At 66.9% G+C, this 26,685-nt stretch carries 27 protein-coding genes and 2 tRNA genes; 13 read left to right on the top strand and 16 right to left on the bottom strand.

Features of this window, described 5'->3' with window-relative positions; translation table 11 throughout:
- Positions 1 to 19 precede the first annotated feature (19 nt).
- Both AC3WL8_RS29960 and AC3WL8_RS29955 read right to left on the bottom strand, forming a co-directional pair.
- Positions 20 to 280: a hypothetical protein gene (locus AC3WL8_RS29960; RefSeq protein WP_013955938.1), complete on the bottom strand. Its 261-nt coding sequence runs from the start codon at positions 278 to 280 to the stop codon at positions 20 to 22.
- Positions 281 to 494: 214 nt separating this feature from the next.
- A tRNA-Arg gene (locus AC3WL8_RS29955) sits at positions 495 to 571 on the bottom strand.
- Between the two features lie 156 nt (positions 572 to 727).
- Here AC3WL8_RS29955 and greB point away from each other — a divergent pair.
- Positions 728 to 1,297 (top strand): transcription elongation factor GreB, encoded by a 570-nt coding sequence (gene greB / locus AC3WL8_RS29950; RefSeq protein ID WP_013955937.1) that lies wholly within the window; start codon positions 728 to 730, stop codon positions 1,295 to 1,297.
- 21 nt (positions 1,298 to 1,318) lie between these two features.
- Here greB and AC3WL8_RS29945 read toward each other — a convergent pair whose 3' ends face one another.
- From AC3WL8_RS29945 to AC3WL8_RS29930, 4 genes are all read right to left on the bottom strand, one after another.
- On the bottom strand, positions 1,319 to 3,730 hold the full coding sequence (locus tag AC3WL8_RS29945) for a RelA/SpoT family protein (RefSeq protein WP_041228319.1): 2,412 nt from the start codon (positions 3,728 to 3,730) through the stop codon (positions 1,319 to 1,321).
- Positions 3,731 to 3,926: 196 nt separating this feature from the next.
- Positions 3,927 to 4,130 carry a DNA-directed RNA polymerase subunit omega gene (gene rpoZ / locus AC3WL8_RS29940; RefSeq protein ID WP_006578656.1) on the bottom strand — a complete coding sequence of 68 codons (204 nt, stop codon included), beginning with the start codon at positions 4,128 to 4,130 and terminating at the stop codon, positions 3,927 to 3,929.
- A 105-nt stretch (positions 4,131 to 4,235) separates the two neighbouring features.
- Positions 4,236 to 4,898, bottom strand: coding sequence for a guanylate kinase (gene gmk / locus AC3WL8_RS29935; RefSeq protein ID WP_010809225.1), 663 nt, complete (start codon positions 4,896 to 4,898; stop codon positions 4,236 to 4,238).
- Positions 4,899 to 4,929: 31 nt separating this feature from the next.
- Positions 4,930 to 5,865, bottom strand: coding sequence for a YicC/YloC family endoribonuclease (locus AC3WL8_RS29930; protein ID WP_013955935.1), 936 nt, complete (start codon positions 5,863 to 5,865; stop codon positions 4,930 to 4,932).
- A gap of 190 nt (positions 5,866 to 6,055) precedes the next feature.
- On the opposite strand from AC3WL8_RS29930, the gene AC3WL8_RS29925 reads away from it, so the two are divergent.
- The 5 genes from AC3WL8_RS29925 to hemW all read left to right on the top strand — a co-directional run bounded on the left by AC3WL8_RS29925 (position 6,056) and on the right by hemW (position 11,016).
- Entirely contained in the window at positions 6,056 to 7,102 is a 1,047-nt protein-coding gene (locus AC3WL8_RS29925; protein ID WP_035819595.1) for a serine/threonine protein kinase, read from the top strand.
- A gap of 56 nt (positions 7,103 to 7,158) precedes the next feature.
- Positions 7,159 to 8,073: a PP2C family protein-serine/threonine phosphatase gene (locus AC3WL8_RS29920; RefSeq protein WP_153956180.1), complete on the top strand. Its 915-nt coding sequence runs from the start codon at positions 7,159 to 7,161 to the stop codon at positions 8,071 to 8,073.
- A gap of 361 nt (positions 8,074 to 8,434) precedes the next feature.
- The gene (gene rph / locus AC3WL8_RS29915) at positions 8,435 to 9,154 is read left to right on the top strand and encodes a ribonuclease PH (RefSeq protein ID WP_153956179.1); all 720 of its coding nucleotides are present in this window, start codon (positions 8,435 to 8,437) and stop codon (positions 9,152 to 9,154) included.
- Positions 9,155 to 9,169: 15 nt separating this feature from the next.
- Complete coding sequence (gene rdgB, locus AC3WL8_RS29910; protein WP_013955932.1) at positions 9,170 to 9,787, top strand: RdgB/HAM1 family non-canonical purine NTP pyrophosphatase; 618 nt, start codon at positions 9,170 to 9,172, stop codon at positions 9,785 to 9,787.
- A complete protein-coding gene (gene hemW, locus AC3WL8_RS29905) occupies positions 9,784 to 11,016 on the top strand; it encodes a radical SAM family heme chaperone HemW (protein ID WP_013955931.1) in 1,233 nt (410 codons plus the stop codon). The genes rdgB and hemW overlap by 4 nt, the downstream gene beginning before the upstream one ends.
- An 80-nt stretch (positions 11,017 to 11,096) precedes the next feature.
- Here the strand turns inward: hemW and AC3WL8_RS29900 are convergent, their stop codons facing one another.
- Positions 11,097 to 11,597 carry an outer membrane lipoprotein gene (locus AC3WL8_RS29900; RefSeq protein WP_153956178.1) on the bottom strand — a complete coding sequence of 167 codons (501 nt, stop codon included), beginning with the start codon at positions 11,595 to 11,597 and terminating at the stop codon, positions 11,097 to 11,099.
- A gap of 288 nt (positions 11,598 to 11,885) precedes the next feature.
- Between AC3WL8_RS29900 and AC3WL8_RS29895 the strand changes: the two genes are divergently transcribed.
- Positions 11,886 to 11,975 (top strand) — tRNA-Ser (locus tag AC3WL8_RS29895).
- A gap of 43 nt (positions 11,976 to 12,018) precedes the next feature.
- Here AC3WL8_RS29895 and AC3WL8_RS29890 read toward each other — a convergent pair.
- From AC3WL8_RS29890 to AC3WL8_RS29870, 5 genes are read right to left on the bottom strand one after another with little or no spacing between them, the layout of a single operon-like run.
- Positions 12,019 to 12,393: a hypothetical protein gene (locus AC3WL8_RS29890; RefSeq protein WP_013955929.1), complete on the bottom strand. Its 375-nt coding sequence runs from the start codon at positions 12,391 to 12,393 to the stop codon at positions 12,019 to 12,021.
- Positions 12,394 to 12,433: 40 nt separating this feature from the next.
- Positions 12,434 to 13,603 carry an osmoprotectant ABC transporter ATP-binding protein OsmV gene (locus AC3WL8_RS29885; protein WP_211980834.1) on the bottom strand — a complete coding sequence of 390 codons (1,170 nt, stop codon included), beginning with the start codon at positions 13,601 to 13,603 and terminating at the stop codon, positions 12,434 to 12,436.
- The gene (locus AC3WL8_RS29880; RefSeq protein WP_013955927.1) at positions 13,600 to 14,250 is read right to left on the bottom strand and encodes an ABC transporter permease; all 651 of its coding nucleotides are present in this window, start codon (positions 14,248 to 14,250) and stop codon (positions 13,600 to 13,602) included. The genes AC3WL8_RS29885 and AC3WL8_RS29880 overlap by 4 nt, the downstream gene beginning before the upstream one ends.
- A gap of 10 nt (positions 14,251 to 14,260) precedes the next feature.
- Entirely contained in the window at positions 14,261 to 15,193 is a 933-nt protein-coding gene (locus AC3WL8_RS29875; RefSeq protein ID WP_238553040.1) for a glycine betaine ABC transporter substrate-binding protein, read from the bottom strand.
- 26 nt (positions 15,194 to 15,219) lie between these two features.
- Positions 15,220 to 15,936, bottom strand: a complete 717-nt coding sequence (locus AC3WL8_RS29870; protein WP_013955925.1) for an ABC transporter permease — start codon at positions 15,934 to 15,936, stop codon at positions 15,220 to 15,222.
- A 689-nt stretch (positions 15,937 to 16,625) separates the two neighbouring features.
- Here AC3WL8_RS29870 and AC3WL8_RS29865 point away from each other — a divergent pair.
- From AC3WL8_RS29865 to AC3WL8_RS29840, 6 genes are all read left to right on the top strand, one after another.
- Complete coding sequence (locus tag AC3WL8_RS29865; protein ID WP_013955924.1) at positions 16,626 to 17,558, top strand: pirin family protein; 933 nt, start codon at positions 16,626 to 16,628, stop codon at positions 17,556 to 17,558.
- Positions 17,559 to 17,874: 316 nt separating this feature from the next.
- Positions 17,875 to 19,437 carry an ABC transporter ATP-binding protein gene (locus AC3WL8_RS29860; RefSeq protein ID WP_492379428.1) on the top strand — a complete coding sequence of 521 codons (1,563 nt, stop codon included), beginning with the start codon at positions 17,875 to 17,877 and terminating at the stop codon, positions 19,435 to 19,437.
- Positions 19,430 to 20,539 carry an ABC transporter permease gene (locus tag AC3WL8_RS29855; protein WP_013955922.1) on the top strand — a complete coding sequence of 370 codons (1,110 nt, stop codon included), beginning with the start codon at positions 19,430 to 19,432 and terminating at the stop codon, positions 20,537 to 20,539. Before AC3WL8_RS29860 ends, AC3WL8_RS29855 begins: the two co-directional genes overlap by 8 nt.
- Before the next feature lie 18 nt (positions 20,540 to 20,557).
- On the top strand, positions 20,558 to 21,478 hold the full coding sequence (locus AC3WL8_RS29850; RefSeq protein ID WP_018312370.1) for an ABC transporter permease: 921 nt from the start codon (positions 20,558 to 20,560) through the stop codon (positions 21,476 to 21,478).
- Between the two features lie 59 nt (positions 21,479 to 21,537).
- The gene (locus AC3WL8_RS29845; protein WP_013955920.1) at positions 21,538 to 22,683 is read left to right on the top strand and encodes a BMP family ABC transporter substrate-binding protein; all 1,146 of its coding nucleotides are present in this window, start codon (positions 21,538 to 21,540) and stop codon (positions 22,681 to 22,683) included.
- Positions 22,684 to 23,007: 324 nt separating this feature from the next.
- The gene (locus tag AC3WL8_RS29840) at positions 23,008 to 23,301 is read left to right on the top strand and encodes a YkvA family protein (protein ID WP_013955919.1); all 294 of its coding nucleotides are present in this window, start codon (positions 23,008 to 23,010) and stop codon (positions 23,299 to 23,301) included.
- A gap of 71 nt (positions 23,302 to 23,372) precedes the next feature.
- Here AC3WL8_RS29840 and AC3WL8_RS29835 read toward each other — a convergent pair whose 3' ends face one another.
- The 4 genes from AC3WL8_RS29835 to AC3WL8_RS29820 are packed head-to-tail and all read right to left on the bottom strand — an operon-like array spanning position 23,373 to position 26,571.
- Positions 23,373 to 24,350: a quinone oxidoreductase family protein gene (locus AC3WL8_RS29835; protein WP_013955918.1), complete on the bottom strand. Its 978-nt coding sequence runs from the start codon at positions 24,348 to 24,350 to the stop codon at positions 23,373 to 23,375.
- A gap of 39 nt (positions 24,351 to 24,389) precedes the next feature.
- Complete coding sequence (locus AC3WL8_RS29830) at positions 24,390 to 24,782, bottom strand: methylglyoxal synthase (RefSeq protein WP_013955917.1); 393 nt, start codon at positions 24,780 to 24,782, stop codon at positions 24,390 to 24,392.
- 57 nt (positions 24,783 to 24,839) lie between these two features.
- Positions 24,840 to 25,628 carry an SDR family oxidoreductase gene (locus AC3WL8_RS29825; RefSeq protein ID WP_492379427.1) on the bottom strand — a complete coding sequence of 263 codons (789 nt, stop codon included), beginning with the start codon at positions 25,626 to 25,628 and terminating at the stop codon, positions 24,840 to 24,842.
- A 55-nt stretch (positions 25,629 to 25,683) separates the two neighbouring features.
- The gene (locus tag AC3WL8_RS29820; protein WP_492379432.1) at positions 25,684 to 26,571 is read right to left on the bottom strand and encodes a DMT family transporter; all 888 of its coding nucleotides are present in this window, start codon (positions 26,569 to 26,571) and stop codon (positions 25,684 to 25,686) included.
- Positions 26,572 to 26,685 lie beyond the last annotated feature (114 nt).

Below are 26,685 nucleotides of genomic sequence, written 5' to 3'. Positions count from 1 at the left end.
TCACAATGACGCGCAGCCCTTATTCGGCGGGCCCCAGCAGCCGGTCCACCAGGGCATAGCCCGCGCCGAAGGCAGCCACCTCTGCCGCATGGCGCGTGGCGAACTGCTGCGGGCCGCTGGCAAGCAACTCGGTATCGCCCGCGTCGGCCGGGTCGGCGCCTTCCTGCGACACGCGGACTTCATAGCCCCAACGGCCGATGCTGTCCTGCCCTTGCGGCGATACCAGGACATAGACATCCATGCCGCGGTACTCTTCAACGCGCCACTCTGCGTTTTCCATGCGCTCAGCTCCCAGGGTCGAGGTTGTGCCTGATTCGAGCCTAGGAGGCCGCACGCGCGACCGCAAGGCGTGACGCAGCAATCGCAGGCGACGCGTTGGGTGCAGGGGAAAGCGGGAACGGTCGCCGCAGCGCACAGGTCGAACGGCACGACGGCGAGAGGACGGAAACGAAAAAGGGCTTCCGTTTCCGGAAGCCCTTTTCTTTCTGCATAGGTGGCGCGGCTGGCAGGATTCGAACCCACGACCCCTTGGTTCGTAGCCAAGTACTCTATCCAACTGAGCTACAGCCGCACGCGAGAAAAAGATTATAACCCAGTTTTTATTTTTGGGAAGCCCCTTCGCAACTTTTTTGTGATCTTTCCTTGGAAGGGGCGCAGCAGATGCCCGCCGGCGAGGTTCGCCTGTGGCGTTTTCCTATAATGACAGACCCAAGAAGTGATCCGGAACATGAACAAGGCATTTGTCAAAGAGTCGTCCGGCGACGAGGACGACGATCTCCCCGAAGGCGCAACGCCGCTACCTCCCGGCACCAAGAACTACATCACCGCCGATGGCTACAACCGCCTGCGCAATGAGCTGATGCAGCTGATCGACGTCGACCGGCCCGATGTGGTGCAGATCGTGTCGTGGGCGGCCTCCAATGGCGACCGCTCGGAGAATGGCGACTATCTCTATGGCAAGAAGCGGCTGCGCGAGATCGACCGCCGCATCCGCTTCCTGACGCGCCGCCTCGACAAGGCGGAAGTGGTCGACGCGTCCCTGCAGGGCGACAACGACCAGATTTTCTTCGGCGCCACCGTCACCTACGCCAATCGCGCCGGCGAAGAAACCACCATCACCATCGTCGGCATGGATGAAGTCGACCTGGACAGCAACCACGTGAGCTGGATCTCGCCGATCGCCAAGGCGCTGATCAAGGCGCGCGAAGGCGACACCGTGGCGTTGCGCACGCCGGCCGGGGTCGAGCAGATCGATATCCTGGAAGTCCGCTACCCGTCGCCGCGCGGCGCCGAGTAATCCCACGCTGCCGAGCGGCGCTCAGCCGTCGTTGCGGTCGCGGAAGATGCGGATGACGTCGGGGTTGCGGCGCAGCCCGCGCATCACGTTGGCCAGGTGCAGGCGGTTCTGTACCTGGATGATGAACTGCATATAGGTGGCTTCCTGGTGGCCGGCGTCCTGCTGCTCCATGGCCACGTGCGCCACGTTGGCATCGGCGGCGGTCAGGTCGGCCGCCACGCGCGCGACGATGCCCTTGACGTTGCGCACCATCACCTTGATCGATACATCGAAGGCGCGCGTGGTCTTCTTGGCCCACATCACGTCGATCCAGTGCTCAGGATCCTTGCTGTGCAGGCGCTTGGCGATCTTGCAGTCCTGCACGTGGATCTGCAGCCCTTCGCCCTTGCCCAGGTAGCCGACGATCGAATCGCCCGGGATCGGGCGGCAGCACGCCGAGAAGATCATCGACATGCCTTCGTCGCCGGTGATCGGCACCGCGGGCGCTTCTTCGCCGGCAAAGGTCTGCACCGCCGCCAGCAGCGCGCTGTCAACATCGCCGGACAGCTCCTGCAGCAGGATCTCCATGCGCTTGGCCACCACCGCCGGCACACGCCGGCCCAGTGCCAGGTCGGCAAAGATGTCTTCGCGCTGCTTGTTGCCGGTCCACTGGACCATGCGGTCCCACACCGACTGCGGCACCGCCTTGAGCTCGAAGCCGAGCTGGCGCGCCGACTGTTCCAGCAGGCGCTCGCCGAGCTGGATGGCTTCGTCGAGCTTGGTGGTCTTCAGGTAGTGGCGGATCGCCGCGCGCGCCTTGCCGGTGCGCACGAACGACAGCCACGCCGGATTGGGCTTGGAGTATGGCGCCGTCACCACCTCGACGATATCGCCGCTCTTGAGCTCGGTGCGCAGCGGCAACATCTCGTTGTTGATCTTGACCGCAACGCACTGGTTGCCCAGATCGCTGTGCACCGCGTAGGCAAAGTCCAGCGCGGTGGCGCCGCGCGGCAGCGCGCGGATATGGCCCTTGGGCGTGAACACATAGACCGCATCCGGGAACAGGTCGATCTTGACGTGCTCCAGGAATTCCTGCGAATCGCCGGTCTGGCTCTGGATATCGAGCAGCGACTGCAGCCACTGGTGCGCCTGCTGCTGAATATCGTTGGCGTGGTCGGCCTGGTGCTTGTACATCCAGTGCGCAGCCACGCCGGCCTCGGCGATCTGGTGCATGTCGCGCGTGCGGATCTGGAACTCCACCGGCGTGCCAAACGGGCCCACCAGCGTGGTGTGCAGCGACTGGTAGCCGTTGATCTTGGGGATGGCGATGTAGTCCTTGAACTTGCCGGGCATGGGCTTGTACAGCCCGTGCAGCGCGCCCATCGCCATGTAGCAGTGCATCTGCGTTTCCACCACCACGCGGAAACCATATACGTCCAGCACCTGCGAGAACGACAGCTGCTTGTCGTGCATCTTGCGGTAGATGCTGTATAGCGTTTTCTCGCGCCCGGACAGTTCGGCCACGATGCCGGCATCGGCCAGCCCCTTCTGCGCGGCTTCCAGGATACGCTTGACCACCTCGCGGCGGTTGCCGCGCGCGGCCTTGACGGCTTTCTCCAGCGTGGCGTAGCGGAACGGCGAGCCGACCTTGAAGGACAACTCCTGCAGTTCGCGGTAGATCGTGTTGAGACCGAGACGGTGCGCGATCGGCGCATAGATCTCCATCGTCTCCAACGCGATGCGGCGGCGTTTCTCCGGCGGCACGAAGTCGAGCGTGCGCATGTTGTGCGTACGGTCGGCCAGCTTCACCAGGATCACGCGCACGTCGCGCGCCATCGCCAGCAGCATCTTGCGGAAGCTCTCCGCCTGCGCCTGCTCGCGGCTCTGGAATTCGAGCTTGTCCAATTTGGTCAGGCCATCGACCAGTTCGGCGACCTTGGGGCCGAATTTCTCGGCCAGCTCGCTCTTGGTGATGCCCTGGTCTTCCATCACGTCGTGCAGCAGCGCCGCCATGATGGACTGCACATCCAGCTTCCAGTCCGCGCACAGCTCGGCCACCGCCACCGGATGGGTGATGTAGGGCTCACCGCTCTGGCGGTACTGGCCCAGATGGGCTTCGTCGGAAAACTGGAAGGCCTCGCGCACGCGCGCCAGGTCGGGCGCCTTCAGGTACGCGAGTTTCTCCATCAGCCGGGTGATGGAGATGACCTGCTGGCGCGGCGGCACCGCCGGCTGCGAGGTCGGGCCGAAGAAGTGACGGTATGACTGCGCCAGCACTGCGTCGATAAACAGGCTGTCAGCCGCCGGCGCCACATCCTGCATCGCGGCCAGCTCGTCCTGCAGTGCCGCGCCCCTGGCCTTGCCCGGCGCCAGCGCGGGCGCGACGGCACGTTCGCCGACGACATCGCCGCCGAGCGGATCGGGAAGATTGGGAGCGCCGGTGCGCGCGTTCACGGAGGGTTGGCCCGGAATGGTGCGCTTACGCGCCGAAGGCGGGGCCGCATCGCCAAGCGCCGGCGCCACGGCAGTCGGCGACGGCTGGGAGGGAGGCTTGGAGGGCGAATGCGGCGAAGGCATGGCGGCGGCCCCTGGAATCCGGCTGGATACGTGCTGGCACGATGCGAGGATAAGCCATGGGCCGCCTGACCAATCAGGTCGGGACCTTCTTCAGCATCTCGATGCCGACCTGGCCCGACGCGATCTCGCGCAGTGCCACCACAGTCGGCTTGTCCTTTGCTTCGACTTTGGGCGTGTGGCCCTGCACCAGCTGACGGGCACGATACGTGGCCGCCAGCGCGAGCTCGAAGCGATTCGGAATGTGTTTCAGACAATCTTCGACGGTAATACGCGCCATATCAAATCCACCTTGGGACAAAACCTTACGTTGGGTTGCTATTTTACAGCACGCGGCGGAAAACGCCGGCGGCGCCTCGCGCGGCTGTCATCGGCAGGCATCGGCTCAGTGGATGCCCAGCTCGATAAACAGCTCCGTATGCCGCGCTTTCTGCGAGGAAAACCGCAGCCGCGTGGCGCTGATCACGTTGCGCAACTGCTCCAGAGCATCGTCGAAGACCTCGTTGATGATGACGTAGTCCGACTCCGAGGCGTGGGCCATTTCACTGCCCGCCGCCAGCAGCCGGCGCACGATCACATTGGGCTCGTCCTGGCCGCGCTTTTTCAGGCGCTCTTCCAGCGCCGTCAGCGACGGCGGCAGGATGAAGATCTCGACCGCGTTGGAAAAGCGCTGGTGCACCTGCTGCGCGCCCTGCCAGTCGATCTCGAGCAGCACGTCGTTGCCTTGCGCCATCTGCTGCTCGATCCACACGCGCGAGGTCGCGTAGTAGTTGCCGTGGACCTCGGCCCATTCCAGGAAGTCGCCGCGATCGCGCGCAGCGCGGAACGCGTCGACCGTGACGAAGTGGTATTCGCGCCCGTCCTGCTCGCCCGGGCGCGGCGCGCGCGTGGTGTGCGAGATCGACAGGCGGATGGCCGGGTCCTGCGACAGCAGCTTGTTGACCAGCGTCGACTTGCCGGCTCCGGACGGCGCCACCACCATGAAGAGGTTGCCGGGGTAGACGGTATCGATGGCAGTGTGGGGCGCGGATTGAGGCGTTGGGCTCATGATGATTCTTTGGTGATTCCTGGAACTGTCTTTATTCGAGATTCTGGACCTGCTCGCGCATCTGTTCGATCAGCAGCTTGAGCTCCATCGAGGCGTCGGCCAGTTCCTTGGCGGCGGCCTTGGAGCCAAGCGTGTTGGCCTCGCGGTTGAGCTCCTGCATCATGAAGTCCAGGCGCTTGCCGGCCTGGCCGCCCTTCTTCAGGATATGCCGGGTCTCGTTCAGGTGCGCCTGCAGCCGCGACAGCTCTTCGGCGATGTCGATGCGGATGCCGTAGACGGTGGCTTCCTGGCGGATGCGCTCGGCGATCTCGTCGCGGCTCATCGACGGCATGCCGGCAGGCGCGGCCAGGTTGAAGGCCTCCTGGAGGCGCTCGGTCAGCTTGTCCTGGTGATGGGCGATCAGCTGCGGGATGGTCGGCGTCAGGCGCTCGACGATCGCCAGCATGGCGTCGATGCGCTCCATCAGCGTCGCCTTGAGCGCGTCGCCTTCGCGGCGGCGGGCTTCCAGCAGCTGGTCCAGCGCCTCGCGCGCGGCGCCCAGCACCGCCTCGCGCAGTGCCTCCTGCGACAGTTCCGGCTCGACCAGCACGCCCGGCCAGCGCAGGATCTCGCCCATGCGCAGGGTGCCGGCACTGGCGAAGGTGGCGGCGACGGTGGTTTCCAGCGCGCGGATCTGCGCCAGCAGCCCTTCATTGAGGGCCAGGGTGGCGCCGCCGGCGTCGGTGCGCTGCAGGTTGATGCGGCACTCCAGCTTGCCTCGCGACAGCTCGGCCATCAGCATCTCGCGCAGGGCCGGCTCGAAGGCGCGGCACTCTTCCGGGGCCCGGAACAACAGGTCGAGGAAACGCGAATTGACAGTGCGGAATTCCACCGAAACGGACGCGGAGCGCCCGCTGGGCTCGCCTTGCGCGTTGGTCAATGGCGCCTGGCGCGTCGCCAGGCCATAGCCTGTCATGCTGTGGATCATTGGATGTTCTCGTGAATGGCGGCGGCCCCGGGCTGCTGGCGGCCCGCGTACGTCCGCCTCGAGCGCCCCGCATGGGAGCCCGGGGACGCTCTCAATACGTTGAAAGGAGGGCAACAATGCCCTTATTTGTGTTCTTTACAAGTGACCGATTAGCCCGGACAATCCGGAGGCAAATCAGGTCCCTATTCCCATGACAGAGCCAAAGGGCACGACACAACCGAAGAGTGCACCGCTGCCCGTCGGCACGCTGTTGTCCAACTATCGTATTGTAAAGAAGTTGGCCAGCGGGGGGTTCAGTTTCGTCTACCTGGCCACCGACGATACCGGCGCGCCAGTTGCCATCAAGGAATACCTGCCGGCGTCGCTGGCGCGGCGCAACCCGGGCGAACTCATCCCCGTGGTGCCCGAGGAAAACGCCGCCGCGTTCCGGCTGGGCCTGAAATACTTCTTTGAAGAGGGCCGCTCGCTGGCCCGCATCTCCCATCCCAGCGTAGTGCGCGTAGTGAATTTCTTCCGCGAGAATTCCACCGTCTACATGGTGATGAACTACGAGCTGGGCAAGACGCTGCAGGAGCACGTGCTGGCCGCCCGGCAGCAAGGCGGCCCCAAAGTGCTGCGCGAGCATTTCATGCGCAAGGTCTTCCACGACCTGATGAGCGGCCTGCGCGAGGTCCATATCCACAAGCTGCTGCACCTGGACATCAAGCCCGGCAACATCTACCTGCGCGAGGACGAATCCCCGATCCTGCTGGATTTTGGCGCCGCGCGGCAGACCCTGACGATGGAAGCGGCCCGCTTCCAGCCGATGTACACCCCCGGCTTTGCCGCGCCCGAGCTCTATGGCAAGCATTCCGACCTGGGCCCGTGGACCGATGTCTACAGCCTGGGCGCCACGCTCTACGCCTGCATGGCCGGCATGCCGCCGCAGGAAGCCAACCAGCGCGAAAAGGAAGACCGCATGGGCGAAGCCCTGGCGCGGCTGCGCAGCAGCTACACCAACGGGCTGGTGGACCTGGTCGAATGGTGCCTGCGGCTGACGCCGGCCGAGCGCCCGCAGAGCGTGTTCCGGCTGCAAAAGGAGTTGCGCGAGCAGACCAACGCCCTGGGCGAGCAGACGCTGGCGCCGCAGACGCAAGCCCCGGCCATGGCACCGGCGGAGCGGCCCGCGGCGACATCGCGCTTCCTGACCCTGCTGCGCCGGCGTGACGAACCCGTCCCCGGCGCGAGCGTCGACTGAATCACAAATCTGGCGCCCCGGTTGCGGCCAGTCCACTGAATTCCCTGAAAGCCAACATGCGATTCTCTGTCTACCAGGAAAGCAGGAAAGGCGGCCGCCGCGTCAACCAGGACCGCATGGGCTATTGCTTCACGCGCGACGCGCTGCTGATGGTGCTGGCCGACGGCCTGGGCGGCCATGCGCACGGCGAAGTCGCCGCGCAGCAGGCGCTGCAGACGCTGGCGCGCCAGTTCCAGGTGCAGGCGCGGCCCACGGTGCGCAACCCGGCCGAGTTCCTGCAGGACACCATCATGCTGGCCCACCGCGAGATCCACCGCTATGCCGAAGCCAACCAGATGGCGGACGTGCCGCGCACCACGGTGGTCTGCTGCCTGGTGCAGCAGGGCCAGATCTACTGGGCCCACGCCGGCGACTCGCGCTATTACCTGCTGCGCAAGAGCCGGCTGCTGACGCGCACGCGCGACCACTCCAAGATCGAGAACCTGCTGCAGCAGGAGCGCGTGCTGCCGATGCACGTGGCCAACCACCCGGAGCGCAACAAGCTCTACAACTGCCTGGGCTCGCCCAACCTGCCGCTGATCGACCTGGGCGGCCCGGTGCGGCTGGAGCCGGGCGACGTGGCCCTGCTCTGCTCCGACGGCCTGTGGGGCGCGCTGGAAGAGCCCGCGCTGGTGGACAAGCTGTCGCGCCTGTCGGTGGTGCAGGCGGTGCCGGCGCTGATCGAGCAGGCGCTGCAGAACGCCGGCGAAGGTGCCGACAACACCACCGGCATCGCCATGATGTGGGAACTGGACAGCAATGCGGCGGGACAGGATTCGGTCATGACTGACACCCTGCCGCTGAACGCCTTCACCACCTCGATCCTGGAGCGCACCGGCACTGATAGCGACCTGCTGTCCGAAGAGGAGATCGAGCGCTCGATCGCCGAGATCCGCGCCGCCATCGACAAGACCAGCAACCTGATGCGGTAATGCCCTTCCCGGGCGCACGCCGGGGAGGCTATGCAGCGTTTTAGAACCCATTTCATGATGAAGAAGGGGCGCGAAGGCTGCTGCCGGGCCGCAGGGTTAGGCGTGGCCGACGCCGCGTGGTCACTCCACGCAAGAGGCCACAACAACGCCATGCGGCCCGGCAGCAGCCTTCCCTGTGGGTTCAAGCCAGGCGTGGCGCATGCGTTGTTGCGGGCCTTGACCTTGGAATAACCAAGGCCGGCGGCCCGCGCCTAGCCTGCGCCGCGCCTGGCTTGAACGCGTCCCCTTTCATCATGAAATGGGTTCTTTGGGCTGGCGGCGTTAGAATCGCGGTCTCTCCCCGATTCGGACAAACCATCCCATGCGACCCAGCGGCCGCGCAGCCGATGCGCTGCGTTCCATCAGCCTTACCCGCCACTACACCCGCCATGCTGAGGGCTCCGTCCTGTGTGCCTTTGGCGACACCAAGGTGCTTTGCACCGCCAGCGTGCTGGCCAAGGTGCCGCCGCACAAGAAAGGCAGCGGCGAAGGCTGGGTCACGGCCGAATACGGCATGCTGCCGCGCGCCACGCACACCCGCTCGGACCGCGAAGCCGCGCGCGGCAAGCAGACCGGCCGCACCCAGGAAATCCAGCGCCTGATCGGCCGCGCCATGCGCTCGGTGTTCGACCTGGCGGCGCTGGGCGAATACACCATCCACCTGGACTGCGACGTGCTGCAGGCCGACGGCGGCACCCGCACCGCGGCCATCACCGGCGCCTTCGTCGCCGCCCATGACGCGGTTTCGACCATGCTGCGCGACGGCCTGATCGCCGCCAGCCCGATCCGCGACCATGTTGCCGCGGTCTCAGTCGGCATGGTCGACGGCGTGCCGGTGCTGGACCTGGACTACGCCGAGGACAGCAACTGCGACACCGACATGAACGTGGTCATGACCGGCAGCGGCGGCTTTGTCGAGGTGCAGGGCACCGCCGAAGGCGTGCCCTTCAGCCGCGCCGACCTGGACGCCATGACGCGCCTGGCCGAAGCCGGCATCGCCCGCCTGGTGCAGCACCAGCGCGAAGCGCTCGACCTGGCCTGAGCAGCGGGACCCGCGATGCAACGCCTGGTACTGGCTTCCAACAACGCCGGCAAGCTGCGCGAATTCGGCGCGCTGCTGGCTCCGCTCGGCTTTGACGTGGTGCCCCAGGGCGAACTGGGCATTCCCGAGGCCGAAGAGCCCTTTGCCACCTTCGTCGAGAACGCGCTGGCCAAGGCCCGCCACGCCAGCCGGCTGGCCGGGCTGCCCGCGCTGGCCGACGATTCCGGCATCTGCGTGCAGGCGCTGGACGGCGCGCCCGGCGTCTATTCCGCGCGCTATGCGCAGATGGCCGGGCAGGCCAGGTCGGATGCCGCCAACAATGCGCACCTGGTCTCGCAACTGGCCGGCAAGCTGAACCGCCACGCACACTACTACTGCGTGCTGGTGTTCGTGCGCCACGCCGAAGACCCCTGCCCGATCATTGCCGAAGGCCTCTGGCACGGCGAGGTCGTCGACGCGCCGCGCGGCGCGGGCGGCTTTGGCTACGACCCGCACTTCCTGCTGCCGCGCCTGGGCAAGACAGCCGCCGAGCTGTCACCCGAAGAGAAGAACACGGTCAGCCACCGGGCCCAGGCGCTGCGCGCGCTGGTGGCACGGCTGCAGGCCGATGCCGCGGAAACCACCACCCGATGATCCCGATCGTACCGGTCTCCGCGTCCGTGCCCGTGGACAGCAAGCAGCTCTGGCTCAAGCCCGGGCAGATCAGCCTACCCGGCTCGCCACCGCTGTCGCTGTACGTGCATATCCCGTGGTGCGTGCGCAAGTGCCCGTATTGCGATTTCAACTCGCACGCCGCGCCCGGCGCCGACAACCACGAGATCCCGGAAGACATCTACCTGGACGCGCTGCGCGCGGACCTGGAGCAATCGCTGCCGCTGGTGTGGGGCCGGCCGGTGCATACGGTCTTTATCGGCGGCGGCACGCCCAGCCTGCTGTCGGCAGCGGGTATGGACCGGCTACTGTCGGATATCCGCGCGCTGCTGCCGCTGGACGCCGACGCCGAGATCACGATGGAGGCCAACCCCGGCACCTTCGAGGCCGACAAGTTCGCCAGCTACCGCGCCAGCGGCATCAACCGGCTGTCGATCGGCATCCAGAGCTTCAACGACCGGCACCTGCAGGCGCTCGGCCGCATCCACGGCGGTGCCGAGGCGCGCAAGGCGATCGACATCGCCCAGGCCAGCTTCGACAACATCAACCTGGACCTGATGTACGCCCTGCCCGGCCAGACGCTGGATGAATGCCGGCAGGATGTGGAAACCGCGCTGTCGTACGGCACCACGCACCTGTCGCTGTACCACCTGACGCTGGAGCCCAACACGCTGTTCGCCAGGTTCCCGCCCGCGCTGCCGGACGACGACAGCGCGTACGAGATGCAGGACTGGATTGAAGCGCGCACGGCCGAGGCCGGCTACCGGCACTACGAAACTTCGGCGTACGCAAAGCCGCATCGCGAGGCGCGCCACAACCTGAACTACTGGCGCTTCGGCGACTACCTCGGCATCGGCGCCGGCGCGCACGGCAAGCTGTCGTTCCCGCATCGGATACTGCGCCAGATGCGGCACAAGCATCCGGCCACCTACATGGAGCGGGCACTGGCCGGCAATGCCGTGCAGGAAGCGCGCGATGTCGGCGCCGACGAATTGCCGTTCGAGTTCATGCTCAACGCCCTGCGCCTGACCGACGGCGTGCCGGCATCAAGCTTCCACGACTACACCGGGCTGCCGCTGCATACCATCAGCAAGCAGCTGGCCGAGGCGGAAAAGAAAGGGCTGCTGGAAGCGGACCTGACCACCATCCGCCCCACCGAGCTGGGCCGGCGCTTCCTCAACGACCTGCAGGAGATGTTCCTGAAGGACTGAGCGCCGCCGTGCGCCGGCAACAAAAAAAGGCCACGCAATGCGTGGCCTTTTACATGCTGGCAAACGTCAGGCTGGCCTTATCAGTACGGCGTTGCCATGTCGTTGGCCACGCGCGCCCGCATGCCCACCTGCAGGTTGCCCAGGCTCGACTGGGTCACCGTGGCCACGCGGCCATCATCCAGGCGCACGTTGACGCGGTACGCGGTCTGCGTGTTGCTGCCCGCGCGCTTCTCGATCTGGTTGCCGGCCACGGCGCCGACCACGGCACCGCCGATGGTCGCCGCGGTCTGCCCGCGCCCGCCGCCGATCTGGTGGCCCAGCAGGCCGCCGGCCGCACCGCCGATCACGGTGCCAAGCAGGCCCGAGCTGTTTTGCGTGTTGGTGATCGGTTCGATCGATTCCACACGGCCGTAGTACACCGCGCCAGCCGGGGCCTGCGAGGTGTTGGGAGTCTGGTACCCCGGAGGCGGGGCGTTGTAGCCGGTGTTGTAGCCGCTGTCATACGGCGGCGCGGCACAACCGGCCAGCACAGCCGCTGCGGCCACCGGAACGATCAGCCATTTCTTGCTATGGATTCGCATTTTGAGTTCTCCTCTGTTGCCAAGCGAAAGCCGGGGATGCGGCACACACCGCGCCACCCGGCACGACAATATGAGCGATGCCGGCGTGTGAAGGTTCCGTAATGTCAGACAGACGCCGACATCCGCGGCGGTGGATGTGGCAGGAAGTTTACGCGCGCTTGCGTGCCGCAACACAAGACCACCATCGATCCACGCGAGCCTTGTATAATGCGCGGCCTGACCGTCAGGTCTGCAGGCGGCAGCGCGCGGGGCCCGTGTCCTTTCGCGCTACAATGTCCGCACTTTCCAGGAAGCGTGGCCGAGTGGTTTAAGGCAGCAGTCTTGAAAACTGCCGATGGGGTGACCCATCCGTGAGTTCGAATCTCACCGCTTCCGCCAGACAAGAGAAACGGCCCGCACCAGTGACTGGTGCGGGCCGTTTTCATTGGGCATCGCCGTGCGGGTCTTGCGTCAGCAGCCGGTACGCCTCGGCTTCTGAAATCCTGAGCCGGTACTTGCACGCCAGCACGCGCGCCAGCCCATGCGCCGCGCCCGGCGGGCTGTACCGCAGCTGCACGCGGTAGGCCTCCACTTCATAGCGCAGGCGCCAGCGCCGGCTGGCCAGGTAGAGCACGCCCATCAGGCCCCAGCTGCGCCAGAACTGGCGCACATGCACCTTCTCGTGCTCGATCAGCGCATGGCTGGCGCCGGGGCGCAGTAGGATCAGCGGACCGGGCGTGAAGCCGTCAAACCCGCGCGGGATCAGCCAGCGGGTTTCGACGACCAGGCACAGGGGCGAGCGGCAATAGCGAAGCATGCACCTAGCATAGCGCGGAAGCCGCCGCCCTGCTGCTGGCTCAGGCCGCCGCTCGCAGCGGCGCGGGAGCGGAGGCGGCCAGCGCCCCGGCCTGCCCGCGCGAACGTCCCGAACTCAGGTACCCCGCGATCGATTCCTGCGTGACCTCGCCCAGGTAGGCACCGTCAGCGCCCATCACCGGCAGCCAGCTGGTGTTGTGCTGGTACATGCGCGACAGCACGATGCGCAAGTGCTCGTCGAAGGCCGCGGTCACGGCGAACGGACGCATTACATCACTGCACTGCCCCTTGCCGGAGCGCGCATCGCGGCGCGTGACGTAGCCCAGCGCGACTTGGGCGTCGTCCACCACCGGCAGGTGGCGCACGTCGGCGTCGTCCATCACGGCCAGCGCCTCGGCCAGCGGCATGTCGGGGCGGCAGCTCGGCGGCATGGTGGCGGCGTCGCCGGCGCGCACCAGCAGCAGGCGCTTGAGCGTGTTGTCATGGCCGACGAAGGCCTGCACGAACTCATCGGCCGGATGTGCCAGCAGCGCGTCGGGGTGGTCGAACTGCACCAGCTTGCCGCGGCGGAACACCGCCACCTTGTCGGCCAGCTTGATGGCCTCATCGATGTCGTGCGAGACCATGATCACGGTCTTGCCGAGCTGGCGCTGCATCTGCAGGAATTCGTTCTGGATGCTCTCGCGGTTGATCGGGTCGACCGCACCGAAGGGCTCGTCCATCAGCAGCAGCGGCGCGTCGGCCGCCAGCGCACGGATCACGCCGATGCGCTGCTGCTGGCCTCCGGAGAGCTCGCGCGGATAGCGCGTCAGCAGCCGGTTGGGGTCGAGCTGCACCATCGCCATCAGCTCGCGCGCGCGCTCGCGGCATTGCTTCTTGTCCCAGCCCAGCAGGCGCGGCACCACCATGATGTTCTCTTCGATGGTCATGTTGGGGAACAGGCCGATCTGCTGGATCACGTAGCCGATCTCGCGGCGCAGGGTCACGCCGTCAAGGCCGCGCGTGTCCTCGCCCTCGATGCGCACCGTGCCCGAGGTCGGCTCGATCAGCCGGTTGATCATCTTCAGCGTGGTGGTCTTGCCGCAGCCCGAGGGGCCGAGGAAGACGCAGATCTCGCCGCGCGGCACCGTCAGCGACACGGCGTCGACGGCGCGCGTTTCGGTGCCGTCTTTCTGCGGGAAGGACTTGGTGAGTTGGTCGAGTTCGATCATAGCCGGATTCCTTTCGGCGTTAGCGCGCGCTGCAGCCACTGCAGGAAGGCGTCCGCCACGATGGCGAGCAGGCTGACCAGGACCGCGCCCACGGCCAGCTTGCTCATGTTGCTCTGGCTGATCGCCTGCAGGATCAGCACTCCAAGGCCACCCGCGCCGATGATGGCGGCAATGGTGGCAACCCCGACATTCATCACCACGGCGGTACGCACGCCGCCAAGGATCACCGGCACCGCCAGCGGCAGGTCCACCAGCCGCATGCGCTGCCAGGTGGTCATGCCGATGCCGCGCCCCGCTTCCTGGATGCCGGGGTCGACATTGGCCAGCGCGGTGTAGGTGTTGCGCATGATCGGCAGCAGCGAGTACAGGAACACCGCCGTCACCGCGGGCACGTAGCCCAGCGCATGGCCGAAGCGCGCGAAGATCGGGATCATCAGCCCGAACAGCGCGATCGACGGCAGCGTCAGCACGATCGTCGCCAGCGCCAGCAGCGGCGTGGCGAGCGCGCGGAAGCGCGTGATCACAATGCCCAGCGGTACGCCGATCAGGATGGCCAGCCCCACTGCCGAACCCACCAGCGCCAGGTGCTCGCCGGTCATTTTCAGCAGCGTGGGCCAGCTGTGTTGCAGGTACGAGATCAAGTCCATGCAGCCCTCCTCAGATCAGTCCGTGGCGGCGCAGGAAATCCTCCGCGACCTTGTCCACCGGCTGCTGGCCGATGTCCACCTTGTAGTTCATGTCGGTCATGCTCTCGTTGTCGAGCTTGGCCGCCAGCGCGTTGAGCAGGCCCGCGAGCTCCGGGTGCTGGTCAAGCACCGGCTTGCGCACCACCGGCACGGCGTTGTAGGGCGGGAAGAAGTGCAGGTCGTCTTCCAGCAGCACCAGGTCGAAACCCTTGACGCGGCCGTCAGTGGCATAGACCAGGCCCAGTTCCACCTGGTTGTTCTTCAGTGCGGTGTAGACCAGGCCCGGGTCGAGCTGGATCACGTCGCGGCGCGAGAACGGCAGCTTGTACAGCGCCTTGAGCGGCTCCAGGCCGTCCGGGCGCGCAGCGAATTCCATGTCGACCGCGAACGGGTGGCTGGCGTCGGGACCGGCGCGGCGCATCTGCTCGGCAAAGCCCGACAGCGTGGTCACGCCGCTGGCCGCGCGTTCCTTCGGCATCGCCAGCGCATAGGTGTTGTTGATGTTCGAGGCATCGAGCCACACCAGCCCGCGCGCACTATCCATCTGCTTGACGCGCTCGTAGCTTTCCCTGGCGCCCAGTTTTTCCTGGACCTTGTTGAACACGATCAGCGCGGTGCCGGTGTAGTCCCACACCACGTCGAGCTGGTTGCTCTCCATTGCCTGGCGCATCAGCGTGCTGCCCAGGCCGGCGGTCAGTTCGGTGGTGAGGCCCTTGGCGCGCAGGTACTTCGACGTCATTGACGACAGCAGCAGCTGCTCTGTGAAGTTCTTGCCGCCCACGCGGATCGGCGTGGCCTCGGCATGCGCTTCAGGCGCAGTGGCCAGCGCCAGGCCCGCCGCAAAGGCGGTGACGGCAGCCACCACCAGGGCGACACGCCGGGCACGGCGGCGAATGAATTGCATCTGGTTTTCCATTTCGGTCCCCATGTTCAGCGCGCCAGGCCGCGGCGGCGCAGGTACAGCTGGCCGGCGGCGGCAAAGAGCGCGTCCAGGGCCAGCGCCAGCAGCGCCGTGGCGGCCGCGCCAAGCAGCAGCAGCGGCTGGTTGTTCAGATAGATGCCCGGGAAGATCAGCTCGCCCAGGCTGTTGGCGCCGATCAGGAACGACAGCGGCACCGTGCCCACGTTGATGACCAGGGCGATGCGGATGCCGGCCAGCATCACCGGCAGTGCGTTGGGCAGTTCCACGCGCACCAGGCGCTGCACCGGGGTCATGCCGATGCCACGCGCCGCTTCCAGCAGCGTGGGCGAGACATTGCGCAGGCCTTCGTAGGTATTGCGCACGATCGGCAGCAGCGAGGCCAGCCACAGCGCCAGGATGGCGGGCCGCTCGCCGATGCCGAGCACGGCCAGGGCCAGAGCCAGCACCGCCAGCGACGGCACGGTATTGCCCACGTTGAAGACCTGCATCAGGCGGTCGGCCCAGCGGCGCATGCACGGGCGGCTCAGCGCGATGCCGGCCGGGATGCCGGTGGCCAGCGCCAGCGTCATGGACAGCACCACCAGGCGCAAGTGGTCGGCCACGTCGTAGAGCAGGCGCTCCTGGTACTGGCGGATCACATCGACGCCGATCCATGCCACCAGTGCGGCCAGCGCGGCAAGCGTCAGTCCTGCCCAGGCGAAGACCCGTGCCGATTCCTTTGACATACTCTCCCCTTTTCCGAAACCGGAAAGCGCGCAGCACGCCACTTCCCGGCGATGGAAAACAATATGGGCTGGTGCGTGCGGAGATGGGGCGCCACCAGTCCCGGTTCAGATTGCATTGCCGCCATGACCGGCACGATTGCCGGCGGACGGTCTGTGGATTCCTCCGCCGTGGGCGGGAAGTCCGATTGACGGGATGCCGGGTTGGATGGCAGTCCCTGAAGCGGCGCAACCGGCGCCGCAAGCATGTTGCGATCGGTTGGCCAGTGGCAGCGCAAGTATTGAAGTTTTCCGACGCGCCGCCGGTACATCGGCCGTTGACTGGCAAGGGCTAGCGAGGTTTTTCCACCCCCGCATCTCGCTTCAACGGATGACAAAGAGAGCGCTATTATAGCGATCTTCATCGATCCTGTCATCTTCCCGCATTCTTCCGGCCTTCCTGCGCCGATCTGGCGCGAATTGGCAGCACTGGGACGGCAGTTTCGGCCGTGCATTAGTCAGCACATCGCGATCACTCGGATCGTTCTGAATTCGCGGAGACCGACGCAGGTAATTGGTACGCCAGCAGAACAATCTGTTGCCCGGCGACCCTCTACTCTTTCCGCGCCAAACCACTAAATTGACGAGGTAGCTGAAACGACGGGAACCCGGCCTGGCCATTGCCGCGCGGGACCCGCCCACAGGAGAAAGACATGGACACCCTTACCACCACCCTCGCCACCGTTCCCGCCGCCGCTGCCGAAACCGTGCAACGTTCGCGCGCCGTGGATCGCGTCGTGCGGGGCATCGCCACCTCGGACGGCGCCGGCGTCAAGCTGACCCGCGTGCTGACGCAGAACCTGCAGCGCCGGCTGGACCCGTTCCTGATGCTCGATGCCTTCGGTACCGACAGCAAGGACGACTACATCGGCGGCTTCCCCGATCACCCGCACCGCGGCTTCGAGACCATCACCTACATGCTGGCCGGGCGCATGCGCCATCGCGACAGCGCCGGCAACGAGGGCCTGCTGCAGAACGGCGGCGCGCAGTGGATGGTGGCGGGCGCCGGCGTGGTCCACTCGGAAATGCCCGAGCAGGAAGACGGCCGCATGGAGGGCTTCCAGCTGTGGCTGAACCTGCCGGCCGCGGACAAGATGACCGCGCCGTGGTACCGCGACCTGCCCGCCGCCGAGATCCCGACGGTGGCATTGGACAACGGCGGCACGGTGCGCGTGCTGGCGGGCGCCACGCACGGCGTGGCCGGCGCGATCACGCGCCCGGTGACCGAGCCGGTCTACCTGGACGTGCACCTGCCGGCCGGCCAGACCTTTGCGCAGGCGCTGCCGGTCGGGCACAACGCGTTCGTCTACGTGTACCGGGGCGAGGTCTCGATCGGCAACGGCGACGACCGCGCCGTGATCGAGGCCCAGCGCATGGGCGTGCTGGACAACGCCGGCCAGTCTGACGGCGTCATCGTCAGGGCCGAGGCCGACGCGCGCTTCCTGCTGATCGCGGGCCAGCCGCTGAACGAGCCGATCGCGCAGTACGGGCCGTTCGTGATGAACACGCAGGAGCAGATCTACCAGACCCTGGCGGACTTCCGCGACGGGCGCTTCGCCACCAGCGCCGCCGCCATCGACGCCTGAGCCCTGCCAGCGAGCGGCCGCCCTGGCCGCCCGCCGCTGCCGCGCCAGCCCAGCCGCTGGCTCCGCAAGGAGCCGGCGGTTTTTTCGTGCTGTAGCCGGCACGCGACTTGCAACCGCCCCCAAACCGTTGCAGGGACTGGATTGACGCCGGAATCGGCCCGCCCGGTCCCCGCTCACTTATATAATCCATCACCAATATCGGGCATCACCAGACCATGATGAATGCTGCAATGCGTCGCGGCGATGCTGCGCCACGCACTGCCGCGCCGTTGACTCATCCCACGTTGCTGCCACCACAACAACCCGAGCCGCCTCAGTGACATCACAACTCCCTCCCAGGCTGGCGCTGGCCCATATCAGCAAGCGCTACCCGGGCGTCGTCGCCAACGACGACGTCAGCCTAAGCGTCGCTCCCGGCGAGATCCATGCCGTGCTGGGTGAAAACGGCGCAGGCAAGTCCACCCTGATGAAGATTATCTTTGGCGCGGTCCGTCCGGATGCCGGCGAGATGCACTTCAACGGCGCGCAGGTCACGATCAACAGCCCGCACGACGCCCGCAACCTGGGCATCGCCATGGTGTTCCAGCATTTCTCGCTGTTCGACACGCTGACCGTGACCGAGAACATCGCGCTCGGCCTGCCCGCCGGGCAGCAAGGCAACATGAAGCAGCTGGCCGAGCGCATCCGCACCACCGCCGAGCGCTATGGCCTGCCGCTGGAGCCGAACCGCCATGTGCATACGCTGTCGGTCGGCGAGCGCCAGCGCGTGGAGATCGTGCGCGCGCTGCTGGCCAATCCGCAGCTGCTGATCCTGGACGAACCCACCTCGGTGCTGACGCCGCAAGCGGTGGATACACTCTTCGTCACGCTGCGCCAGCTGGCCGCCGAGGGCACCAGCATCCTCTATATCAGCCACAAGCTCGACGAGATCCGCGCGCTGTGCCATCAGGCCACCGTGATGCGCATGGGCAAGGTCACCGGCGTGTGCGATCCGCGCCAGGAAACCGCGGCCTCGCTGTCGCGCCTGATGATCGGCGGCGAGCCCCCGCGCGAGACGCGCGTGGCTGCCTTTCGCGGCCCGGTGCAGCTGAGCGTGCAGGAGCTGTCGCTGCCGCGTGCGCATGCCTTCGCCACCGAGCTGAACCGGATTTCGCTGGACGTGCATGCGGGCGAAATCGTCGGCATTGCGGGGGTCTCCGGTAACGGCCAGCAGGAACTGCTGGCAGCGCTGTCGGGCGAAGACACGCGCGCGGCCAACGTATCGGTGCAGCTCGGCGGCAGGCTGGTGGGCAAGCGCGATGCACGCCAGCGCCGCCGCGCCGGCCTGGCCTTCGTGCCGGAAGAACGCCTGGGCCGCGGCGCCGTGCCGGGCATGAGCCTGGCCACCAATATCCTGTTGTCGCACCAGACGCGGCCCTACGTGCGGCGGGGCATGATCTCGCCCAAGGCCGCCACCGGGCTGGCCGCGGCGGTGATCAGCCGATTCCGCGTCAAGGCCAGCGGCCCCGAGGCGCTGGCGCGCAGCCTCTCCGGCGGCAACCTGCAGAAATTCATTGTCGGCCGCGAGATCGAAAGCGGCCCGAAGGTACTGATCGTGGCCCAACCGACCTGGGGCGTGGACGTGGGCGCAGCGGCGCAGATCCACAACGAGATCCTGGCGCTGAAGGCCACCGGCTGCGCCATCCTGGTGGTGTCGGAGGAGCTCGATGAGCTGTTCGCGATCTGCGACCGGCTGCACGTGATCGCCAAGGGCCACTTGTCGCCCTCGATGCCGACCGAGACCGCCACGCGCGAGCAGGTCGGCCTGTGGATGAGCGGACTGTGGCAAGGCGGACCCGCCCAGGCGCAATCCGGCGCGGAGGTGGCAAGCCATGACTGATGTGCGACAACTGCTGCCCCGCTCCCCCCTCTCGCTGACGCCGCGTGGCCTGCCCTCGCGCACCATGGCCTATGCCTCGCCGGTGATCGCACTGGCGCTGACGCTCCTGTTCGGCGCGCTGCTGTTCCTGGTGCTCGGCAAGGACCCCGTGGCCGCGCTCAAGGTCTTCCTGGCCGATCCGCTGCGCGACCAGCGCGCCATCGGCGAGGTGCTGCTCAAGACCGTGCCGCTGGTGCTGTGCGCGCTCGGCCTGTCGGTGTGCTACCGCGCCAACGTGTGGAATATCGGCGCCGACGGGCAGCTGATTGCCGGCGGCATCTGCGCCGGCGCCACCGTGCTTTACTTCGATGTGCCGGGCCAGGCCATGAACGGCACCGTGGTGCTGGTGCTGGCCTCACTGGCCGGCATGATCGGCGGCATGCTGTGGGCCTCGCTCACGGCGGTGCTCAAGGACAGGTTCAACGCCAACGAGATCCTGGTCTCGCTGATGCTCACCTATATCGCGCAGCAACTGCTGCTGTGGGTGGTCAATGGGCCGCTGAAGGATCCCAACGGCATGAACTTCCCGCAGTCTAAGGTGTTCTCGTCCGCGTACCTGCTGCCCAACCTGATGTCGGGCTCGCGCCTGCATGTCGGCTTTGTGGTGATGCTGGTGCTGGTGGCGGTGATGACCGTGTTCGTGTTCCGCAGCTTTGCGGGCTACCGCCTGCAGGTGGGCGGCACCGCGCCGGCGGCGGCGCGCTACGCGGGCTTCTCGGCGCGCAGCGCGCTGTGGAGCGCGCTGCTGATCTCGGGCGCCACCGCAGGCCTGGCGGGCGCGTTCGAAGTAACCGGCCCGATCGGCCAGCTGCTGCCGTCGATCTCGCCGGGCTACGGCTTCACCGCCATCATCGTTGCCTTCATCGGCCGGCTGCATCCGGTCGGCACCGTGTTCGGCGGCATCATGATGTCGCTGTTCTATATCGGCGGCGAGATGGCGCAATCGCGCCTGGGCCTGCCGTCGGCCATAGGCTGGGTGTTCCAGGGCATGCTGCTGTTCTTCCTGCTGGCCTGCGACACGCTGATCGAAAACCGCCTGCGCTGGCGCGCCACCACGGCCTGAGCGGAGCTACCGAACAATATGGAACAACTCGCTCCCCTCATCGCCACCGCCATCAACGCCGGCACGCCGCTGCTGCTGGCCGCGCTGGGCCTGCTGATCAACGAACGCTCGGGCGTGCTCAACCTGGGCGCCGAAGGCATGATGCTGGTGGCCGCGGTGGCCGGCTTCATGGTCGGCTACCAGACCCAGTCGCCGCTGCTCGGCTTTGCCGCCGGCGCGCTCGCCGGCATGCTGATGGCCACGCTGTTCTCGTGGCTGGCGCTGGTGCTGGCCACCAACCAGGTCGCCACCGGCCTGGCGCTGTCGATCTTCGGCACCGGCCTGTCGGCCTTCATGGGCCAGCGCTTTGTCGGCCACGCCATGCCGGCGCAGGCCAAGGCCGTGCCCGGCCTGGCCGACCTGCCCTTCTTCGGGCCGGCCTTCTTCCAGCATCACTGGATGGTGTATTTCAGCCTGCTGCTGTGCTTCGCCATCATGTGGTTCCTGTTCCGCACGCGCGCGGGGCTGACGCTGCGCGCGATCGGCGAAGCGCCGGAATCGGCGCACGCGCTGGGCTACCCGGTGCGCACCATCCGCTTTGGCGCACTGCTGTTCGGCGGCGCCTGCTGCGGGCTGGCCGGCGCCTACCTGTCGCTGGTGTACACGCCGATGTGGGTCGAGAACCTGGTCGCCGGCCGCGGCTGGATCGCGCTGGCGCTGACCACCTTTGCCACCTGGCGCCCGGGCCGGGTGCTGGTGGGGGCGTGGCTGTTCGGCGGCGTGACCATCCTGCAGTTCTACCTGCAAGGGATCGGCGTATCGGTGCCATCGCAGTTCCTGTCGATGCTGCCGTACGCCGCCACCATCGTGGTGCTGGCGCTGATCTCGCGCAATCCGGCCTGGATCCGGCTGAACATGCCGGCCTCGCTGGGCAAGCCCTTCCGGCCCGGCAATGCCTGAGCCTCATTTTTTTTGACGGAAATCCCTGAGCTACCAACAATTCATCACAAGGAGAAATCATGATCGTCACGCGCAGGAAGACCCTGGCGGCCCTGGCCGCCACCGCCGTGCTGGCCCTCGCAGGCTGCGGCAAGAAAGAGGCCGACAAGCCTGCCGAGACGGCAGGCGCGGCCTCCGCGCCCGCGGCCGGGCAGAAGGCCGAGCCGCTCAAGGTCGCCTTCGTCTATATCGGGCCGGTCGGCGATGCCGGCTGGACCTTCGCGCATGACACCGGCCGCAAGGCCGTGGAAGAGAAGTTCGGCGACAAGGTCAAGACCACCTTCGTCGAGAACGTGCCCGAATCCGCCGCCGACGCCGAGCGCGTGTTCCGCGACCTGGCCAGTCAGGGAAACAAGCTGATCTTCGGCACCACCTTCGGCTACATGGAGTCGATGCTCAAGGTCGCCAAGGAATTCCCGGACGTGAAGTTCGAGCACGCCACCGGCTTCAAGACCGCCGAGAACCTGGCGCAGTACGACGTGCGCACCTATGAGGGCGCCTACCTGGCGGGCGTGGTCGCCGGCAAGATGAGCAAGACCGGCAAGATGGGCGTGGTGGCATCGGTGCCCATCCCCGAGGTGATCCGCAATATCGACTCGTTCACACTGGGCGCGCGCAGCGTCAACCCCAAGGCCACGGTCAAGGTGGTGTGGGTCAACAAGTGGTTCGATCCGGGCAAGGAGCGCGAAGCCGCCACCACGCTGATCGGCCAGGGCGTCGACATGCTGATGCAGAACACCGACTCCGCCGCCGTGGTGCAGACCGCGCAGGAAAAGGGCGTGCACGCCTTTGGCTGGGACAGCGACATGAGCAAGTTCGGCGACAAGGCCCACCTGGCCGCGTCGGTGATCTCGTGGGGCGTCTACTACAACAAGGTGGTGGAAGACGTGCTGAACAAGCAGTGGAAGAACGGCACCACGTGGTGGGGCCTGAAGGAAGGCATGATCGACCTGAAGGGCTTCAACGCGGACGTGCCGGCTGACGTCAAGGCGCTGGTCGAAGAGCGCAAGAAGGGCATCGCCGACGGCAGCGCGCCGATCTGGAAGGGTCCGATCAAGGACAACACTGGCAAGGAACAGCTGGCCAAGGACCAGGTGGCCGACGATGGCTTCCTGCACGGCGTGAAGTTCTATGTCGAAGGCGTGGAAGGCAAGATCCCGGGCTGATCGCCGGTGCTCCTGAGCCGCCCGAGCTTGCCTAAGCAAGGTGTTCTCCCTCTCCCATCAGCGGGAGAGGGTCGGGGAGAGCGGTGGTTTAGCTAGGAGCCACACCAAGCGGGGCCAACGGTTTTCACCCACCGCCCTCAGCCTTTGACGCTCCTGCCCTCTCCCCCGCCCCTCTCCCGCAAGCGGGAGAGGGGCGCAAACCGCCAGCCTTGGCTATACCCAAGGCATCTCCCTGCACCTCCGGAACTTGAAGCCGCCGATAACGGCCCAAGCTATCTGTGCATGCGCCAGTGACCGGCGCCCGCAATGTGAAGGAGGCCTCTCATGTGGAAGCGATTTTCGGCCCTGTGGACGCTGGTTCGTAGCGACGGCCGCCTGTTCTGGTACGCGCTGCGCCATCCGGACGCGCCGGCCTGGCTCAAGCCCGCCGCCATCGGGCTCCTGCTCTACGCAATCTCGCCGATCGACCTGATCCCCGATGTGGTCGCGGGCCTGGGCATCGTCGATGACGTGGTGCTGATTCCGCTGGCGGTGCACCTGATCCTGAAGCGCCTGCCGCCGCATATCCTGCGCCAGGCGCAGACGCGCGCCACCGCCACCACGGTCCGGCCGCACTGACCGCATCGCTGAATGACAAAGCCCCGGCGCGGCACCTGCCGCCCCGGGGCTTTTGCTTGCCTGGCTGGTGCTCAGTTCGGCAGCAGGATGGTCGAGCCGGTGGTCTTGCGCGATTCCAGGTCGCGGTGCGCCTGCGCCACCTCGGACAGCGCGTAACGCTGGCGGATGTCGATCTTCACCTTGCCGGTGGCCACGGCGTCGAACAGGTCGGCCACCATCGGCTCCAGCAGCTCGCGATTCACCACGTAGGTCATCAGCGTCGGGCGCGTCAGCCGCAGCGACCCCTTGCTGCTCAGCACCGACAGATCGAACGGCGGCACCGGGCCCGAGGCATTGCCGAAGCTGACCATGGTGCCGCGCGGCGCCAGGCAGTCGAGCGAGCCCTCGAAAGTGTCCTTGCCGATCGAGTCATAGACCGCCGCCACACCCTTGCCGTTGGTGATTTCCTTGACGCGGTCCACGAAGGATTCGCGCGTGTAGACGATGGTATGGGCGCAGCCATTGGCGCGCGCAAGTTCGGCCTTCTCGTCGCTGCCCACGGTGCCGATCACGGTCACGCCGAGCGCCTTGAGCCACTGGCTGGCAATCAGGCCAACGCCGCCGGCGGCCGCATGCAGCAGCACCGTGTCGCCCGGCTGCACCTTGTAGCTGTCGCGGATCAGGTACTGCGCGGTCAGGCCCTGCAGCATCATCGCCGCGGCGGTGTCGAACGGGATCGCATCGGGCAGCCGCACCACGATATCGGCCGGCATCACGCGCACCTGCGCGTAGGCGCCGGTGGGACGGCCGGCGTAGGCCACGCGGTCGCCCACGGCGACGTGGCGCACGCCCTCGCCCACCGCTTCGACCACGCCGGCGCCTTCCATGCCCAGCCCGCCCGGCAGCGGCTGCTTGTACAGCCCGGTGCGGAAATAGACATCGATGTAGTTCAGGCCCACCGCCTCATGGCGCACGCGCACTTCGCCGGGGCCGGGATCGCCCACTTCGACATCGACCCACTGCATGACTTCGGGACCGCCGGTCTGCTCGATCCGGATGGCTTTGCTCATCTGTGTCGCTCCTCGTTATGGTGATGCATCGATGGGAATTCAGTTGCCGGCTTCAGCCTCGCGCGTCAGCCCGGCGATCAACAGCTCGGCAGTGGCCACGTTGGTCGCGCACGGCACGTTGTGCACGTCGCAGGCGCGCACCAGCGCGTTGATATCGGGTTCATGCGGCTGCGGCGTCATCGGGTCGCGCAGGAACACCACGGCGCGCACCAGGCCTTCTGCCAGTTGCGCGCCGATCTGCAGGTCGCCGCCCCACGGCCCCGACAGCATGCGCGTCACCTCCAGCCCGACCTCGTCGATCAGGCGCCCGCCGGTGGTGCCGGTGGCCAGCAGCTCGCACTGCGAAAGGAAGGCGCGGTGGCGCGTGGCGAAGGCGACGATATCGTCCTTCTTGTGGTCGTGGGCGATCAGCGCGATGCGGGGGCGAGTCATCAGGGGTTCCTTGTTGCGGGGTCGGTGAACGTCAGGAAACAGGAGAAAGCAGCGGAATCAGAAGGTGCCCGGGTAGGCGCCGCCATCGAGCAGGATGTTCTGCCCGGTGATGTAGCCGGCATGGCGGCTGCACAGGAAGGCGCAGGTGGCACCGAACTCGCCCGGCTCGCCGAAGCGGCGCGACGGGTTCGCCGCGGCGCGGCGTTGCGCCACCTCATCGACGGTCAGGCCAGCCTTCTTGGCCCCGCCTTCCATGGTCTTGAGCAGGCGGTCGGTGTTGAACGGACCCGGCAGCAGGTTGTTGATGGTCACGCCATGCTGCGCCACTTCGCGCGCCACGCCCGCGACAAAGCCGGTCAGGCCCGAGCGCGCGCCATTGGACAGGCCCAGCACATCGATCGGCGCCTTGACCGCGCCGCTGGTGATATTGATGATGCGGCCCCACTTGCGCGCGATCATGCCGTCGACGGTGGCCTTGATCAGCTCGATCGGGGTCAGCATGTTGGCGTCCAGTGCGGCCAGCCAGTCGCTGCGCTCCCAGTCGCGGAAGTTGCCCGGCGGCGGACCGCCGGCGTTGTTAACCAGGATGTCGAGGTCGCCCAGCTTGGCCACGGCGTCCAGCGCCGCCTTGCGGCCTTCGGGCGTGGTGATGTCGGTCGCCACCGCGATCACGCGGCGGCCATGGCGCGCGCGCAAGCCGGCAGCGGCCTTCTCCAGCGCCTCGGCGCCGCGCGCCACGATCACCACGTCAACACCCTCGGCCGCCAGCGCATCGGCGCAGGCAAAGCCCAGGCCCTTGCTGGCGCCGCATACCAGCGCATGCTTGCCGCGCAGTCCCAGATCCATGTCTTTCTCCTTTGTCTGTTGTCTTTGACGGGCCAGCTCCGCGGCCGGCCTGGAATCACGTTTTTCTTGCCGACAGCAAATACATGCCGCCCATCACCAGCGCGCTGCCGGCGAGCTGCACGCCGCTGACGGGTTCGCCCAGCAGCCAGAAGGCCAGGAACAGCGTCGACACCGGGCCGATCATGCCCGCCTGCGACGCCATCGGCGCGCCGATGCGCGACACCGCCACCATGGTCAGCGACACCGGCAGCACGGTACAGAACACCGCATTGACGAGTGACAGCCACATCACCGGCGCCGGCTGCGCCAGTTCCGCCACCGGCCGGCCCAGCACCAGGTACTGGATCACGCAGCAGGCGGTCGAGACGCACATCGCATACGCCACCAGCCGCAGCGAGCCGATGCGCCGCACCAGCTCGCCGCTCAGGATCAGGTAGATACCATATGTCAAGGCGCTGCCCAGCACCAGCGCGCCGCCCAGCCACACCTGGCTGCCGCTGACGTCCAGGTCATGCGCGAATACCAGCACGATGCCGGCGTAGGCCAGCAGCAGCGACAGCCACTGGCGCATGGCGATCGGCCGGCGGAACACCAGCGCGGTGGCCAGCAGCACGAACGACGGCGTCAGGAACAGGATCAGCCGCTCCAGCCCGGCGGTGATGTATTGCAGCCCGATGAAATCGAGGAAGCTCGACAGGTAGTAGCCGATAAATCCGAGAAACACCACGCGGCCCCGATCCGCCCACGACAGCGGCGCCAGCCGGCGCGACTGCCACCAGCCGATCGCCATGAACAGCGGCACCGCGAACAGCATGCGCAGCGTGATCACCATCACCGCATCGACGTTGTAGCGGTACATCAGCTTGGCGACGATCGCCTTGGCGGAGAACAGCACCGCTCCGACGGCGGCGATGACAAGCCCCGAGCGCTGCGGCGACGGCAGCGCGGCAGGTGCGGCGAGAGACTTCTGGGAGGCTGGCACGGGGAACACAGGGGGAAAGCGGGCGGGCACGTCGGCCCCGCGAAACGACCCGACGATTGTATTCGAAAAGACGCA

Source organism: Cupriavidus sp. FW305-F7, assembly GCF_058782875.1.
This window is presented reverse-complemented; position numbering and strand designations above follow the sequence as displayed.